This window comes from Ligilactobacillus animalis (genome assembly GCF_009933595.1).
Lineage (GTDB): Bacteria > Bacillota > Bacilli > Lactobacillales > Lactobacillaceae > Ligilactobacillus > Ligilactobacillus animalis.
Genome location: NZ_CP047141.1, coordinates 473,860 through 490,000, shown reverse-complemented (window position 1 = coordinate 490,000; position 16,141 = coordinate 473,860). Strand labels below are relative to the sequence as shown.

Annotated in this window: 12 protein-coding genes and 1 rRNA gene (1 of these 13 cut by a window edge); 3 read left to right on the top strand and 10 right to left on the bottom strand. The window is 41.0% G+C overall.

Annotation, left to right across the window (positions count from 1 at the left end; all coding sequences use genetic code 11):
* The 9 genes from GSR62_RS02255 to GSR62_RS02215 all read right to left on the bottom strand — a co-directional run.
* A 16S ribosomal RNA gene (locus tag GSR62_RS02255) occupies positions 1-1,367 on the bottom strand (it extends 197 nt beyond the left edge of the window).
* 681 nt (positions 1,368-2,048) lie between these two features.
* Entirely contained in the window at positions 2,049-4,112 is a 2,064-nt protein-coding gene (locus GSR62_RS02250; protein WP_010688421.1) for an LTA synthase family protein, read from the bottom strand.
* Between the two features lie 109 nt (positions 4,113-4,221).
* On the bottom strand, positions 4,222-4,455 hold the full coding sequence (locus GSR62_RS02245) for a YkuJ family protein (RefSeq protein ID WP_004051512.1): 234 nt from the start codon (positions 4,453-4,455) through the stop codon (positions 4,222-4,224).
* 131 nt (positions 4,456-4,586) lie between these two features.
* Positions 4,587-5,606 (bottom strand): lysylphosphatidylglycerol synthase transmembrane domain-containing protein, encoded by a 1,020-nt coding sequence (locus GSR62_RS02240; RefSeq protein WP_066023472.1) that lies wholly within the window; start codon positions 5,604-5,606, stop codon positions 4,587-4,589.
* Positions 5,606-6,628, bottom strand: a complete 1,023-nt coding sequence (locus GSR62_RS02235; RefSeq protein ID WP_010688423.1) for a glycosyltransferase family 4 protein — start codon at positions 6,626-6,628, stop codon at positions 5,606-5,608. The genes GSR62_RS02240 and GSR62_RS02235 overlap by 1 nt, the downstream gene beginning before the upstream one ends.
* A gap of 13 nt (positions 6,629-6,641) precedes the next feature.
* Complete coding sequence (locus GSR62_RS02230; RefSeq protein WP_035448389.1) at positions 6,642-7,823, bottom strand: glycosyltransferase family 4 protein; 1,182 nt, start codon at positions 7,821-7,823, stop codon at positions 6,642-6,644.
* Between the two features lie 193 nt (positions 7,824-8,016).
* The gene (gene ptsP / locus GSR62_RS02225) at positions 8,017-9,738 is read right to left on the bottom strand and encodes a phosphoenolpyruvate--protein phosphotransferase (protein ID WP_066023473.1); all 1,722 of its coding nucleotides are present in this window, start codon (positions 9,736-9,738) and stop codon (positions 8,017-8,019) included.
* Positions 9,738-10,004 carry a phosphocarrier protein HPr gene (locus GSR62_RS02220; RefSeq protein ID WP_010688426.1) on the bottom strand — a complete coding sequence of 89 codons (267 nt, stop codon included), beginning with the start codon at positions 10,002-10,004 and terminating at the stop codon, positions 9,738-9,740. Before GSR62_RS02220 ends, ptsP begins: the two co-directional genes overlap by 1 nt.
* A 195-nt stretch (positions 10,005-10,199) precedes the next feature.
* Positions 10,200-10,388 (bottom strand): hypothetical protein, encoded by a 189-nt coding sequence (locus GSR62_RS02215; RefSeq protein ID WP_010688427.1) that lies wholly within the window; start codon positions 10,386-10,388, stop codon positions 10,200-10,202.
* A gap of 149 nt (positions 10,389-10,537) precedes the next feature.
* Here GSR62_RS02215 and GSR62_RS02210 point away from each other — a divergent pair, with 149 nt between their 5' ends.
* The 3 genes from GSR62_RS02210 (at position 10,538) to GSR62_RS02200 (ending at position 14,426) form a co-directional block, all read left to right on the top strand.
* On the top strand, positions 10,538-12,700 hold the full coding sequence (locus GSR62_RS02210) for an ATP-dependent Clp protease ATP-binding subunit (RefSeq protein ID WP_066023474.1): 2,163 nt from the start codon (positions 10,538-10,540) through the stop codon (positions 12,698-12,700).
* A gap of 152 nt (positions 12,701-12,852) precedes the next feature.
* Positions 12,853-13,128, top strand: coding sequence for a DUF1827 family protein (locus GSR62_RS02205; protein WP_010688429.1), 276 nt, complete (start codon positions 12,853-12,855; stop codon positions 13,126-13,128).
* Positions 13,129-13,274: 146 nt separating this feature from the next.
* On the top strand, positions 13,275-14,426 hold the full coding sequence (locus GSR62_RS02200; RefSeq protein WP_010688430.1) for a MucBP domain-containing protein: 1,152 nt from the start codon (positions 13,275-13,277) through the stop codon (positions 14,424-14,426).
* A gap of 99 nt (positions 14,427-14,525) precedes the next feature.
* Here GSR62_RS02200 and GSR62_RS02195 read toward each other — a convergent pair whose 3' ends face one another.
* Positions 14,526-16,103: a peptide chain release factor 3 gene (locus tag GSR62_RS02195; protein ID WP_035448393.1), complete on the bottom strand. Its 1,578-nt coding sequence runs from the start codon at positions 16,101-16,103 to the stop codon at positions 14,526-14,528.
* Positions 16,104-16,141: the final 38 nt, after the last annotated feature.

The window sequence follows — 16,141 nt, the reverse complement described above, 5'->3', positions numbered from 1 at the left end:
AGCGATTCCGACTTCATGTAGGCGAGTTGCAGCCTACAATCCGAACTGAGAACGGCTTTAAGAGATTTGCTAAACCTCGCGGTCTTGCGACTCGTTGTACCGTCCATTGTAGCACGTGTGTAGCCCAGGTCATAAGGGGCATGATGATTTGACGTCATCCCCACCTTCCTCCGGTTTGTCACCGGCAGTCTTGCTAGAGTGCCCAACTTAATGCTGGCAACTAACAATAAGGGTTGCGCTCGTTGCGGGACTTAACCCAACATCTCACGACACGAGCTGACGACAACCATGCACCACCTGTCATTCTGTCCCCGAAGGGAAAGTCCTATCTCTAGGATTGTCAGAAGATGTCAAGACCTGGTAAGGTTCTTCGCGTTGCTTCGAATTAAACCACATGCTCCACCGCTTGTGCGGGCCCCCGTCAATTCCTTTGAGTTTCAACCTTGCGGTCGTACTCCCCAGGCGGAATGCTTATTGCGTTAGCTGCAGCACTGAAGGGCGGAAACCCTCCAACACTTAGCATTCATCGTTTACGGCGTGGACTACCAGGGTATCTAATCCTGTTTGCTACCCACGCTTTCGAACCTCAGCGTCAGTTACAGACCAGAGAGCCGCTTTCGCCACTGGTGTTCTTCCATATATCTACGCATTTCACCGCTACACATGGAGTTCCACTCTCCTCTTCTGCACTCAAGTCTCCCAGTTTCCAATGCACTACTCCGGTTAAGCCGAAGGCTTTCACATCAGACTTAAAAGACCGCCTGCGTTCCCTTTACGCCCAATAAATCCGGATAACGCTTGCCACCTACGTATTACCGCGGCTGCTGGCACGTAGTTAGCCGTGGCTTTCTGGTTAGATACCGTCGAAACGTGAACAGTTACTCTCACGCACTTTCTTCTCTAACAACAGGGTTTTACGATCCGAAGACCTTCTTCACCCACGCGGCGTTGCTCCATCAGGCTTTCGCCCATTGTGGAAGATTCCCTACTGCTGCCTCCCGTAGGAGTTTGGGCCGTGTCTCAGTCCCAATGTGGCCGATCAACCTCTCAGTTCGGCTACGCATCATTGCCTTGGTAAGCCTTTACCTCACCAACTAGCTAATGCGCCGCGGGCCCATCCAAAAGCGGTAGCATATCCACCTTTTACATAGTTACCATGCGGTAACTATGGTTATGCGGTATTAGCACCTGTTTCCAAGTGTTATCCCCCTCTTTTGGGCAGGTTGCCCACGTGTTACTCACCCGTTCGCCACTCAACTCTTTATCGGCGAGTGCAAGCACTCGGTGATAAAGAAGTTTCGTTCGACTTGCATGTATTAGGCACGCCGCCAGCGTTCATCCTGAGCCAGGATCAAACTCTCAATTTAAAGTTTGTGACTCTTTATTTTTACTAGCGAATTGACTTCGCAAAATGTTTATTGCTCTTATCACTTAGATAAGAGACCCTGCACATTTGCTTATCGAAACTTTGTTCAGTTTTCAAAGATCTACTTAATTGATTTATCTAACCGATACAATCAACATAATTATTATATCATATCTGATTTTCGTTGTCAATAACTTTTTTAAGTTATTTTTTCAACGTCGTAATCAGACGACTTATTTATCTTATCAAAATCATTAATCAATGTCAATAAGAAAATAATTTTTTTGTTATGCTGTAACAAATCAGCTTAAATATAATATCATGATTTTCAAGATGATGTCAACATCTTTTTTATATTATATTTTTAAGCAACTGCTCTGCATCAGCAACTTTTATAGTATACCAACATCTATCAAGAAACGTCAATAACTTTTTTAGATTTTTTTGAATATATTCAAAAATTTTTTCCTAATACTAAAATATAACCTTATCTCTCTTTACTATTCCTATAGCACACTCTCAAAAAAGAGCCTGTGACATCGCTTTTTTATACCAAAACATTTACACCCAAGATCAACTTAGCAGACAACAAAAAAACGCTCCGATGCGTATTTTGCATCGGAGCGTTTTTCCTATTAGCTATACGGAACTACTTGTATTGTTTTACACGCTTTTGCCTAAACTATTTCAGTTCAGGAGCGTCTGTTTCGTATAGGTTTTCAGTTGAATTGCCATTATTTTGCTGCAAGACACTCGTTGGTTTATCCTTTTGTGCCTGTTTGAGCTGTTTTAGGCCTTCTGAATACTTATAGTTGTATTTAGTCTTATCGGTCGCCTTAAAGCCTGCAGGTGTGTAGAAACGCAACAGATCGCCTGTGATGATCTTATCGGAAAGTGATAACTCTTCATCAACGTATTCTGTCTGTGCTTTAACTTGTGCCTTTTGCTCGGCCGTCAAACTATCTGTAACATCTTCACCCTTGTCATTATAGATCGTACTTCCGATCTTGGTAAATGTAGGTGAAACAAAGTCACCATTTCTAAAGGCAACTGTTTGATTACGATCCTTAGCCAATAAATCATTACCTAATTGGATCGTATCCGTATTCTTGATCCCCAAAAGGTCTAATAAGGTCGGCATAACGTCGATCTCACCGCCATAAGTATGATCGACTCCGCCCTTGATCCCATTAACATGGATCATGAATGGAACCTTTTGGAACTGTGCTAGATCATAACTATCCACGCTCTTCTTACCAAGTAATTGCGCGATCGCCTTTTTATGGTTATTTGAGATGCCATAATGGTCACCATAAACAACGATCATCGAATTATCATAGAGACCTGCTTTTTTCAAATAACTGATAAATTCGCCAAAAGCATCATCTAAGTACTTGGCTGTTTGAACATAACCGTCAACCGTGCTATCACCTGTTGTCGTCTTTTCGATCGTTTGATTTTGCTTATCAAGTTCGTATGGATAGTGGTTTGTGACCGTGATCAACTTTGCATAGAACGGTTGCGGTAACTGTTCGATGTACTTAACCGACTGTTGTAAGAACAGTTTATCCTTCAAACCATATCCGATACTATAGTTAGACTTATTCTTGTAGTAGTCTTCACTAAAGAAATATTGATATCCCCAAGACTTATAGGTATTATCGCGATTCCAAAAACTACCAACATCTCCGTGAAATGCCGCTGTTGTATAGCCTTGTTGGTCCATAATAGCTGGCATCGCTTGGAAGGTATTATTGGTACCATAAGAGGTCATAACTGACCCTGATGGTAAACCAAAGAGTGATGTTTCTAACATCGTTTCAGCATCAGAAGTCTTCCCTTGTCCTACTTGGTGGTAGAAATTATCAAAGGAGATCGTGCTTTGATCGCTATAAAATTGATTGATATTTGGCGTTACTTCCTTACCATTAACTTTATAGTTGATCATAAATTGTTGGAAACTTTCCAAATGGAAAACAAAAACATTCTTACCTTTTGCTTTACCATAGTATTCTGGATTGACTGTTGTTTTGTTTTTTTCCAAAAACTTCAAGACCTGATCCATATCACTACTACTTGCACTAGCTCTTGTAGCACTTTCCTTATGCGTTTGGTAAGCGTTATAAGCAGCATAGAAGTTAATACCTAAATATTTAACAATATAGTTATTGTCAAATGTACGTGTCAGCAGTTGTGGGCGGTTCTTTTCGGCTAAACCTAGATTAGCTGCAAACAAAACACATGATAACAGTGTGACTCCGATCGGATAGCGGAACTTGACTGGTCGTGTATCGATTTTGATGACCTTAAATACCAATAGTAATGTCAAAATGATCACATCTACAAAGACCCATAAGTCACTAAGATGTAAGATCTCGCCAATACTTAACGATAAATTATTTGAAACTGATCCTGAAGACTTAATGATCCCCATCGATAGGAAATCAGAAAACTCCCGATAGTACAAAATATTGGCAAAAAGCCATAATGAGGCGATCAAATCGACGATCATCATGATCCAATAGGACTTCTTACCTCTAAAATAAAGGGCGATGCCTAAAAGTAATAAACCTGCTGGGAGCGGATTTAACAAGAGTAAGAAGCGTTGCATGCTGTCATTGATCCCTAAGCTGAACTTATTAACATAAACAGCATACGTTTTAATCCAAAGTAATACCAGAGTTAAAATAAAAAAACCTGTGCGCGTATTCAGCCCATCACGGACTTTCTTTAGCACTGAACGCATCTAATTGCCTCCAATAATTAAGTAGTATTTAATTGTCTATGCGTCAAATTATAGTTTAATATCCTATGAAAAAGATAGTCATTCCACAAGATTTAAAGATATTTTAAAATTAGTCGTTTAATAAGTCGTAGATCTCCATCGCTGCTAGATCGATATCATCAAAATCGAACTTTTGATGTGTTGCTAATTCTTCTAATTCAAAAGTTTGTGTTGCAGGATCGTATGTTACGAATCCTCTTTCTTGTCCTTCACGTTCAAAACGACGTGATTGAACTTCATTTGTGTCTGCTTTCATCATCGCATCTAGTCTTTCGATAATTGCCACAAGTTGTGAATTTTCCATAGATATAAATCTCCTCTTCATTTAAGTAGATCATGGACCTACTTTTGATATACCTTAGCAAATTATATACTAACACACCAAATATAATGAAACAATTCAAAAAAGTTGAAGATTTTAGGATATTCTTCTCTTTAATCTTGTTTTGAATATTTATCTGGCTTGATCACTAAGGCTACCATGCCACCAAACATCCCTAAGTAGTAGGTGATGATCCGCCAAATTATCATTGCCAAGACCAGCTTGCTCCCGCTGTTGACAAAGGCCGAAAAAATCAGTGAAAAACTGTATTCGGCCCCTCCAGCTCCTCCAGGGATCGGGAATAGTGAGATCACCATCACGATCAAAACGTGAAGCGTCATTACCGTCAACAATTCAGCATGTTCGACCCGTAAAGCCAACAGGATAAAAAACGGGATGATGTAATAGAAAAATAGTTGGACCAAAGTGATCAAACTAATTTTGAACAACAAGCGGTAATTAGCTTTCAATTGTAAGCTCTCCCGATAAAAGTTATCGATCTTTTCATTGATCAACTTATCATATTTTTCATAACGTTCTGGAGCTAAAAAACGTTTAAAAGGGTGCAAGCATAGATTTGTTATCTTCTTAGTAAAGTCATACCAATACATTATCAACAACAAACCTAAGATCACTGCCAAATGGATCAAAAAGCCAAAGATCAACAGTAATCCCATAATATGCAATTTATCAGCGATCAAATGAAATCCTAAAAATAAACAAACAATGAAATTTAAAACGATCATCGATTGATACACCACAAATTTCATCAATAAGATCGAGGTCGCACGTCCAGCATCTACCCCAGACTGCAACAAGGCAAATAACTGTGCTGGCTGTCCGCCTGAAGCAAACGGGGTGATCCCGTTAAACAAAGCTTCGATCAACGGGATCCGCAACGAATCCTTAAAAGAATAAGTCGGGAACTGTCTTTTCAGCAATTCTTTGACTACAAAGCCCTCGCAACAAATCGACAGCGCCATACATAACACGGCTACTGCGATCCACCACCAATTAAGATGTGTGATATCACCAACTAAGTCATGATAGGAGATCCCTTGAACAGAATAAAAAAAGATCCCGCCCCCGATCAATATCATTACCAAGAGGGCTAATTTATTTTTCTTTGACATCACACTTTCCCCGCTTGCTTTTTATAGTAATCTAACCAGATCAAAGCCAGGCGATCTTCTGAATAAAATTTAGCTGCTGCTTTAGCCCGCTCACGCAATTTAGCCAATACATCTGGATCTTTGGCTAACTCTTTGAGCTTTTTTTCCATCTCATCGATATCAGCACAACCAGCATAATAACCCGCGATCACACCTTCATAAAGCTCGAGTTCACGTAAGACAACGGGTGTCTCACAGCTAAATGCTTCCAGCACACTCATTGGGAACAGTTCATTGTATGATGGTAACAAGAAAACATCAGCCAAGTTGTAATACTCACACATTTCAGTTCGTTCGACGATCCCCGGAAAATGTAAATTCTTAGGTGGATCGTCGACGACCTTTTTCAACTCTGCATAGCCATCAGTGATCATTCCAAACGAAAAGCCTCCGACCCAAACGAATTCGAATTCAGGATTGCGCTTAGCCAGCTCGATAAAATCAAAGACGCCTTTTCTTTCCTGGATCTGCCCAACGCCGACGATCAAAAATTTATCGGTAGGCAACTTTTTTTCCACACGTAACTGCTTTTTGGCCTCACTAGCGATCGGATGAAATTCCTTTTTAGATACAAAATTAGGAATATAAGTTATCTTCTCACGAGCGATCCCATAAGCTTCCAGTTTAGGAATAAAAGTCGGATTAACAACGACTAGGGCATCCATCCGCTTATAAAAAGCGATCACATAGCGATACAATACTTTACGTGCGATCCACGGTAACTTGAGACTTCCCTCCAGTGTTTCTGGCAAAAAGTGAACGTAACCCACTTTTTTGCCCCGACGTTTGGAAAAAGTCGAAAAGAAAAACTTTAAGTCGATCGTGTGATAGTGACTGATATCAGCTGGACCAAACTCATTGATCGTGATCGCCAACTGCTCAGGATAGTATTTTTCTAGCAACTTTATCAGTTCGGTATATGCACTGCCCACCCCTTGGCCTTTGACCTTGGTTGCCGACGAATACATGTGAACATTTAACATTAGAAAACTCCTTTTAGCTGTGTTCTTTTGAGTAGGTGGTTTGACTCAACTCCAGATAGTGTTCCTTACTGCGTTCATAAAATTGTAAGATCTTTTCACCAAACTCATCAGCTGAGATCTCTTTTAACTTCTGTTGTAACGGTTTAGGATCTTGATATTTGGCTGGCTTCGTCAAATATTCAACTACTAACTCAACAAATTCTTGTAAAGTCTCAAAATTTGCACCGATCGTCCGATCACTTAGAAGTTCAGCCGTGTATGGGCTTTTCGAGGAGACCACTTTAGTCCCAGCTGCCAACGCCTCGATATACGTTAGTCCTTGCGACTCTGAGACCGAAGTTGAAACAAATAGATCAGCGGCATGATAAAACTCACTCACTTGAGTATTGTCCACTTCACCTGTAAAGATGATATCTTCGGTCAATTCGAGTTCTTTTACTTGATCTTGCAATGATTCTTTAGCTGGGCCATCACCTACGATCAACAATTTGACCCCTGGGACTTGAGCTTTGATCGCAGGAAAACTAGCTACCATACGATCGATATCTTTTTCAAAGGCCAAACGACTCAACGTTAATAACAAAGGCGCATCTTCAGCTATCCCATAGTGTTTTCGAACATTATTTTCACTAGCAACTTTAAAACGCGTCAGATCGACCCCTGTAGGAATAACAGTGATCGGTTCTTTGACACCATAACGAGTCAACGTCTCTAAGACCCGTTCACTTGGTGCCACGACCCCACTCATTTTTTCGCAAAATGAACAAGTCATCAAGCGTACATGGGATGGTTTCAATAATTTCCCTTTAGCCACGTAATGCAAATAATCTTCATACATCGTATGGTAAGTATGAACACACGGGATCTTTAGCGCTTTAGCTACAAATTTCCCGATCAAGCCCATTGAAAATTCAGTTTGCGTATGAACAATATCTAGATTTAATTCCTTAGCTACTTGATAAGACTGAAACAGCCCTCTAACAGCGATGCGTCTATCGGTAAAAGAAATAAACGGAATGCTAGCAAAGCGAAATACATTGCGCTCATAGACATTTTTCTCGACATCAGGATCAGTAGTCGTAAAGATATAGACCGTATGTCCTTTTTGTTCTAATTGGGAACGCAAAGTATCGATCGATGTCGCAACTCCGCTGACTTGCGGAAAATACGTATCTGTAAATATGCCGATATTCACAAGCACCTTTCCTCCTCAACTTTTTATCAGTTTTAATTATATGGTTTTAACTATTCCTTTGCAATGCTCTCACTGATGCGAAGAGCAAAAAAATACCATTCTTAATATTTTAACATTTCTCGACTGATTTTAGACAAAAAGAGACCAGAAATCTCTTTCCGGCCTCTTCTCTTTAAGATAAGTTGATCAAATTTTACTTCGTGTATTCAGCTACTAAAGCTTCAACTTCTTCAGTTGTTTCGCAATCTTCAACTGCTTTTTGAGCTAATTCTTGCATCTTAACTGAATCAAGTTTCTTCAACAAGCTACGTGTCTTCAAGATCGAAGTTGCACTCATTGAGAATTCATCTAAGCCTAAACCAAGCAACAATGGCACAGCAACTTGATCGCCAGCCATTTCACCACACATACCAGTCCACTTGCCTTCTTTATGAGAAGCATTAATGATGTTCTTGATCAAACGCAAGATAGATGGGTTATATGGTTGGTAAAGGTAAGATACACGTTCGTTACCACGGTCAGCTGCCATCGAGTATTGGATCAAGTCATTGGTTCCGATACTAAAGAAATCAGCGTACTTAGCTAACTTGTCTGCGATCATTGCAGCAGCAGGAATCTCCATCATCATTCCGACTTCGATATCGTCAGAAACTGGGATACCTTCTTTAACTAACTTAGCTTTTTCTTCTTCAAAGATCGCCTTAGCATCTTTGAATTCCTTGACAGTAGCGATCATTGGGAACATGATAGCCAAACGTCCATAGTGAGAAGCACGTAACAACGCACGCAATTGAGTACGGAAGATATCTTGGCGATCTAACGAGATACGGATCGCACGGTAACCCAAGAATGGGTTTTCTTCTTCTGGTAGTGGTAGGTAAGGAAGATCTTTATCCCCACCGATATCCATTGTACGTACAACAACTTGTTTGCCGTCCATGCCTTCAACTGCTTCTTTATAAGCTTCGAATTGTTCTTCTTCTGTTGGAAGCTCACTTGCATCCATGTATAAGAATTCAGAACGGAACAAGCCAACTGCTTCTGCCCCATTGTCAACAGCACCTGTAACATCCTTAGGTGTACCAATATTAGCCCCTAAGATAACTTCTTTGCCGTCTTTGGAAACAGATTTAGCATCTTTTAATTGTTGCCATTCAGCCTTTTGAGCTTTGAAATCAGCAGCTTTTTGTTCATATTCAGCCAATTGTTCGGCAGTTGGATCAACAACTGCATCCCCAGCAATACCATCAATAATGACCATATCGCCTTCTTTGATCTCAGTCGTTGCTGAGCCAGAACCTACAACTGCAGGGATCTCAAGCGTTCTTGACATGATAGCCGAGTGCGATGTCCGCCCACCGATATCAGTGATAAAGCCCTTAACAAAATTGCGGTCTAACTGTGCTGTATCAGATGGTGTCAAGTCATGCGCTACGATCACGACTTCTTCGTTGATCAAAGCTGGGTTAGGTAAAGTTACACCCAACAAATGACTCATAACACGCTTAGTTACGTCACGAATATCACCTGCACGTTCTTGCATGTAAGCATTGTCTGTCATACCTTCAAACATGGAGATAAACATGTCGGTCACGCTCTTCAACGCAGCTTCAGCATTAACTTTTTCATTCTTGATTTGATTTTCGATTTGACCAATCATTTCAGGGTCAGCCAAGATCGTCAAGTGCGCTTCAAAAACTTCAGCTTCTTCAGCACCTAAGTTTTGGGCAGCTTTTTGCTTAATAGCTTCAAGCTCACTCTTGGAGGCTGCAACAGCATCATCTAAACGCTTAATCTCAGCTTCTGGATCAGAGATGCTGGTTTCAGAAAATGAAAGGTCAGGTTGCACGAGCATGTAGGCTTTTGCGGCTGCAATTCCGTCACTAGCTGCGATACCCTTCAACATTTTCGTCATTATTCAGCAAGTCCTTCCTTTGTCATTGTTTCTGTGATAGCAGCGATTGCTTCTGCTTCATCAGCACCATCAGCAGAGATCACAACGTCAGCGTTTTGACCTACACCTAATGACATAACACCCATGATAGATTTCAAGTTTACTGATTTACCTTGATATTCTAAAGTAATATCTGAGTTAAATTTACTTGCAGCTTGCACCAAAAGTGTAGCTGGGCGTGCGTGAATACCTGTTTCTGCGATTACGTGAAATTCTTTCTTTTCCATTGTGGATCATGCTCCTTTAAATATAAATAAGATTTGTGCAACAATTAGTAAACAAATTGATTACAGCTGCAAAAGAATTCGTTTACATTAGCGATTACACTAAGTATTGCACCTGCTATAAAAAGATAATACCATGAATTATTTATCAAGACAAGGCATCACTCTTAAACATTTTGATAATATGTCAAAAAAAATTTATTTATCATTTTTATGATAATGATAGATAACTCCGCCGCCACGTTTAGCTGTGCCGACTACATTTTTCCGATAATTATAATTTAGTAAAATTTTTTGAAAATCCATAAATTCAGCGGTTTCGATCTCAAATTCTGTGATCTCACCTGCATGCAAGCGATCTAATAGAGCTTGATAATCTTTTTCCATCCTGCTACCCCCTCTCGCACATTTTTAAATTATACCACCGATTTTTTTGCTTGCACTTAAGATAAAAATTTGTATAATAAAGCTACAAAGGTCAAAGTTGGTCAAACTAATTTTGACATTAAATTTTACCGGAAAGGTCGTGAATAGCTATGTTATGCCAAAATTGTCAGCAAAACCAAGCTACGCTACATTTAACAACAAACATCAACGGTCGCCAAACTTCGATCGATCTTTGTCCTAACTGCTATCGCGTTTTGAAAAATCAAAGTCAACTACCTCCATCTTTAGATGGTATCTTCCAAGATTCCTTTGGTAGTGACCCATTCGCTGATTTCTTCAAAGAGATCAACCAACAAAATCAACAGCGCCATACACCCGCACAAGAACCGCCAACAAAAGCCGGTGATAATGGGGATAACGGTAGCATTTTAGATAAATATGGGCTCGATCTCACTGCCCAAGCTAAAGCGGGCCAGATTGACCCCGTCATTGGGCGTGACCGCGAGATAAAACGTGTAACTGAGATCTTGAATCGTCGCACTAAAAACAATCCTGTTCTTACTGGTGAAGCCGGCGTTGGTAAAACTGCAGTGGTCGAAGGGCTTGCCCAAAAGATCGTTGACGGCGATGTTCCACAAAAACTATTGAATAAAAAAGTCATCCGCCTAGACGTTGTTTCCTTAGTCCAAGGGACCGGGATCCGCGGTCAATTTGAACAACGCATGCAAGAATTAATGGATGAATTGAAACAAAAACAAGATATCATCCTCTTTATCGACGAGATCCATGAGATCGTTGGCGCTGGGAACGCTGAGGGTAGCATGGATGCTGGTAACGTCTTAAAACCAGCTCTAGCTCGAGGTGAATTTCAACTCGTCGGGGCTACTACTTTAAACGAATTTCGGACGATCGAAAAAGATGCTGCCTTAGCGCGGCGTCTACAACCCGTTCAAGTCGAAGAACCATCTAAAGAAGAAGCTTTAGCGATCTTACACGGCCTGCGCGCTAAATATGAAAGCTATCATCAAGTTGCTTATACTGATGAAGCTCTTGAAAGTGCGATCCAGCTTTCGACACGTTACATTCAGGACCGCTATTTGCCGGATAAAGCGATCGACCTCTTAGATGAAGCCGGCTCGCGTAAAAATCTAGCCTTGCAAGCCTTTGATCCAAGCGAAGTCAAAGCTAAGATAACCCAAGCTCAGGCAAACAAAAAAGCTGCTTTAGACCAAGAAGATTACGAAAAAGCAGCATTTTACCGCGATCAAGTCGCTAAACTAGAAGAACACTTAACGGCTAAACCCCAAGCTAAAAGCGAAGTTACCGCCCAAGACATGGAAAAGATCGTCGAAGAAATGACCTCCATCCCTGTCGGCGAACTCAAACAAAAAGAGCAAGCGCAATTACAAACCTTAGCGCAAACACTTAAGCAAAATGTTATCGGCCAAGACCGCGCCGTTGATAAAGTTGCCCGCTCGATCAGACGTAATCGGATCGGCTTTAATAAATCGGGCCGGCCGATCGGTTCATTTCTGTTTGTCGGTCCTACAGGGGTCGGTAAAACGGAAGCAGCTAAACAACTGGCTTTAGAATTATTCGGGACGACCGAAGCAATGATCCGCTTTGACATGAGCGAATATATGGAAAAATTCTCCGTCTCCAAATTGATCGGTTCGCCTCCAGGTTACGTTGGTTATGAAGAAGCTGGTCAATTGACCGAACAAGTTCGGCGCCATCCATATAGCTTGATCTTATTAGATGAGATCGAAAAAGCTCATCCCGATGTCATGCATATGTTCTTACAGATCTTAGATGATGGTCGCTTGACTGATTCACAAGGTAAGACTGTCAGCTTTAAAGATACGATCATCATCATGACAAGTAACGCTGGTTCAGGTGATCCGATCGTCAACGTTGGCTTTGGCACGACGGAAAGCACACCTAACTCTGTGGTCGATAAATTGACTAAATACTTTAAACCAGAATTCTTGAACCGTTTTGATGATATTATCGAGTTCAATGCTTTGACTAAAGAAAATCTTGACCAGATCGTTGAGTTGATGCTCGAAAAAGTCGACCAAACGCTCCAAGAAAATGGAATGTCACTTAAAGTTTCGACCAAAGCTCGCCAGAAATTAGTCGAATTGGGCTATGATCCTAAGATGGGTGCGCGTCCATTACGCCGTACGATCCAAGACCAGATCGAAGACAAAGTGACCGACTTTTACCTTGACCATCCCCAAGTTAAAGACTTTTACGCCGACCTGACCGACGATACGATCGTGATCAGCGAAGCAAACGTCACTGAATAATTCAACAAACTGGGAGTTTTTTTACCAACTTCCCAGTTTTTTATTTTCAACATTTTTGTCAGATAGTTTATAATAGATATATAGAATTGGTAATTTGAAGCATACATTTTACTTCAAAAATTTTACTATATTTAGCAAAGGGGGAAATCAACATGCAACTGATCGATGTTACCAACAGCTACTCACGCATGATCCAACATGAATTAGTTAAATCACCAGTTCATTTCATCAAAGTATATACCTTAGGGAATTCAAAAGTCGTCTATAAGAAAAAACATGCTTTTTCTGAGATCGTGATCTCAAATAAAATTCGCCGGATCACCCCTAAAGAAATTGAATTTGTCAAAACTAAGCTTTTAAAAGACCGTGCCGACGCTGCGACTGTTACTACTCAAGGAAACTTAGTGGAAATAAATTTGGAGAACTAAGACCTAGAAACCTTGTAAGCTACCTTACGGGGTTTTTTATTATTAAGTACTAAAAAAATTTAGATTACCTAGTAATAATTTTGTGCAATCATTTTAGAGATACGTTATAATTGACGTGATACTGATACGAGGGAGGCGAGTTCAAGTTGGCACCGAAAAGACAAAAAAAGACAAAACATCCAAATAATGAAAAACACCGGTCACGCTTTGCTAAGCGTTCTAAGATCGAAATAGCTCCGGTCAAAGAAGCATTGCTCGAGGAACGACCAGAGATCGAGATCGAAAAAACTGCGCCAGCTCAGCAACCTATCGCCCCGGCGCCACCACTAAAAAAAGAAGCAGAGATCGTATTAGACCAAAAACAAGCGGTCACAACTAAAAATGAGATCAAGAAAAAAGCCACTACACAGGATTCAACTGTTATCTTGATCTTCCAAGATGAAGATAAGACATTCTTAGCTTCACCGCAGATCATCTCGGGTAAGCGCCACGAACCGATCAAATTTAGATTCAAAGATTTTGAAGGCTACAATTTGATCCGTGTTGATGGTTTTACGAGTGATTTTGTCTTGCCTTACGCTGCGATCACCTTTACCTATCGTAAAAAAGATGCTGGTAACATTTGGATCTTTTGCCAAGATATCGATGATCGCCGGTTCTTGCAAAAGCCAACTTTTGTTAAGGGAAAAGTCGGTGATGAGTTTTCCCTTTCATCACCTGCGATCCGCAACTACACTCTCTTACGGGCTCGCGGTTTGACACATGGGGCCTTTACTTATGATCAACAGGCTGTTACCTATTTCTATCGCCGGGACAGTTGGAAAGATGTTGATTATACCCCGCATTATCTAAAATTCAAGCAGTCCCTACCTTGCTTAGATGCTCCTGATGGGCAAGTGACCGATGTGATCTTAGCTAAAGATACCATTTGGCAAACTTTTGAAACGATCATTACCGATAACGATCAACGTTGGTATTGCTTAGGCGGCAGTATTTGGATCAAATATGATGCCGAATTGATGACAATGTTGGATAAAAAGCCAGCTGTGATCAGCGACCGTGATACCCTTGATATTGATCTCCCACGCTCGATCGATCTGCGCCATAATGCGATGATCGACTTTATCCCAGATGGTGAACTCGTCCTATACGATAAACCATTCGGCCAAAAAGTCGGGTTGATCAGAAATGGCCAGATCGTAACCTTGACAGGCCGGATCAGAGTGGATGGAATGCTTTGGTTTGAAGTCAATGGTCTTGGGTGGACGATCCGTGAATATCTAAACTTGGATCCGTAAAATAACTATACTAAAAAGCTCAGAACTGACAGTTGAGATGTAGATCTCAACTATCAGTTCTGAGCTTTTATTATTTAATTAGCGCTTATCTATGTGAGATCATAGTTTTGCCGTTAATTTTACATCAGGATACTTATCTTTGAACCATCTTTCGGAAAATTCATTTTCAAAAAGAAATAGGGGCGCACCTTGACGATCTTTAACGAGCAAGTTTCTTGAACTCGACATCTTTTCATCTAATTGTTCTGGGTCGATCCAACGGGCGATCTTATTACCCATTGGTGTCATAACGACTTCAGAATTGTATTCATTTGCCATTCTAAATTGGAAAACTTCAAACTGCAATTGACCGACCGCACCTAAAATATAATCACCGGTGCTATAACTTTGATAGAGCTGAACTGCCCCTTCTTGCACCAATTGTTGGATCCCTTTATGGAATGACTTTTGCTTCATCACGTTCTTGGCTGTTACACGTGCGAATAATTCTGGCGTAAATTGTGGTAATTTTTCAAATTCGATCGCCTTTTTACCCGTATAGATCGTATCCCCTATCTGGAAATTCCCCGTGTCATACAACCCAATGATATCTCCGGCTACAGCAGTTTCAACTGTTTCACGTGTATCAGCCATGAATTGAGTCGAATTAGAGAGACGGATCTTTTTGCCTGTTCGGTTCAAGAAAACATCCATTCCGCGGTCAAATTCACCCGAACAGATCCGGACAAAGGCGATCCGGTCACGGTGGTTAGGGTTCATATTAGCTTGGATCTTAAAAATAAAGCCCGAGAAGGTCGGATCAGCTGGTTCGATCTCACCGCCAGCTTGGGTCTTATGCGCAGCTGGTGCAGGCGCGAATTGAAGATATGCATCTAAAAATGTTTTGACCCCAAAATTCGTCAAAGCCGAACCAAAGAAGACTGGTGTCAATTGACCATTTGCGATCTTTTCTTCGTCGAATTCATTGCCGGCATCCTTGACCAATTCAACTTCTTCTAAAACTTGTTGGTAGATACTATCTTCTTTTAACGGATCATCACCTTTGATCTCGCCATTTTCATCGAGTTCAAGGAATTTTTGTCCATCGGTTTCTGAGCGGTAAAGTTCGATCCGATCGTTATAGATATCATAGATCCCCTTAAGACCTTTACCCATCCCGATCGGCCAATTCATCGCGTAGGCATCGATCCCTAAAACTTCTTCAAGTTCGGCAGTCAATTCTAAAGGTTCCCGGCCATCACGGTCTAATTTGTTGATAAATGTAAAGATCGGGATCCCCCGCATTTTACAAATTTGGAAAAGTTTCTTAGTTTGGGGCTCGATCCCTTTAGCCGAGTCGATCACCATCACGGCTGAATCGACCGCCATCAATGTTCGATACGTGTCTTCGGAAAAGTCCTCGTGCCCAGGGGTATCAAGGATATTAACGCGTTTGCCTGCATAATCGAATTGCATGACCGAACTCGTAACTGAGATCCCACGTTTCTTTTCGATCTCCATCCAGTCAGATTTAGCAAAATTACCACTCTTTTTAGCTTTAACTGTCCCAGCTTGGCGAACGACGCCCCCAAATAAAAGTAATTGTTCTGTGATCGTTGTCTTACCCGCGTCAGGGTGAGAAATGATCGCAAATGTCCGTCTTTTTTCAACGGCTTGTTTTAGTTCATCTGTTTTCATATTTACCTCACAATTAAATTCTATATCAGCTTTTGGCT

What these genes read in the sequence shown, in the direction of transcription:
- ptsP (WP_066023473.1), bottom strand. Translation starts at nt 9,738, where the DNA reads ATGACGAAAATGTTGAAGGGTATCGCAGCTAGTGACGGAATTGCAGCC.
- GSR62_RS02250 (WP_010688421.1), bottom strand. Translation starts at nt 4,112, where the DNA reads ATGCGTTCAGTGCTAAAGAAAGTCCGTGATGGGCTGAATACGCGCACA.
- GSR62_RS02210 (WP_066023474.1), top strand. Translation starts at nt 10,538, where the DNA reads ATGTTATGCCAAAATTGTCAGCAAAACCAAGCTACGCTACATTTAACA.
- GSR62_RS02220 (WP_010688426.1), bottom strand. Translation starts at nt 10,004, where the DNA reads ATGGAAAAGAAAGAATTTCACGTAATCGCAGAAACAGGTATTCACGCA.
- GSR62_RS02205 (WP_010688429.1), top strand. Translation starts at nt 12,853, where the DNA reads ATGCAACTGATCGATGTTACCAACAGCTACTCACGCATGATCCAACAT.
- GSR62_RS02245 (WP_004051512.1), bottom strand. Translation starts at nt 4,455, where the DNA reads ATGGAAAATTCACAACTTGTGGCAATTATCGAAAGACTAGATGCGATG.
- GSR62_RS02235 (WP_010688423.1), bottom strand. Translation starts at nt 6,628, where the DNA reads ATGTTAAATGTTCACATGTATTCGTCGGCAACCAAGGTCAAAGGCCAA.
- GSR62_RS02195 (WP_035448393.1), bottom strand. Translation starts at nt 16,103, where the DNA reads ATGAAAACAGATGAACTAAAACAAGCCGTTGAAAAAAGACGGACATTT.
- GSR62_RS02215 (WP_010688427.1), bottom strand. Translation starts at nt 10,388, where the DNA reads ATGGAAAAAGATTATCAAGCTCTATTAGATCGCTTGCATGCAGGTGAG.
- GSR62_RS02240 (WP_066023472.1), bottom strand. Translation starts at nt 5,606, where the DNA reads ATGTCAAAGAAAAATAAATTAGCCCTCTTGGTAATGATATTGATCGGG.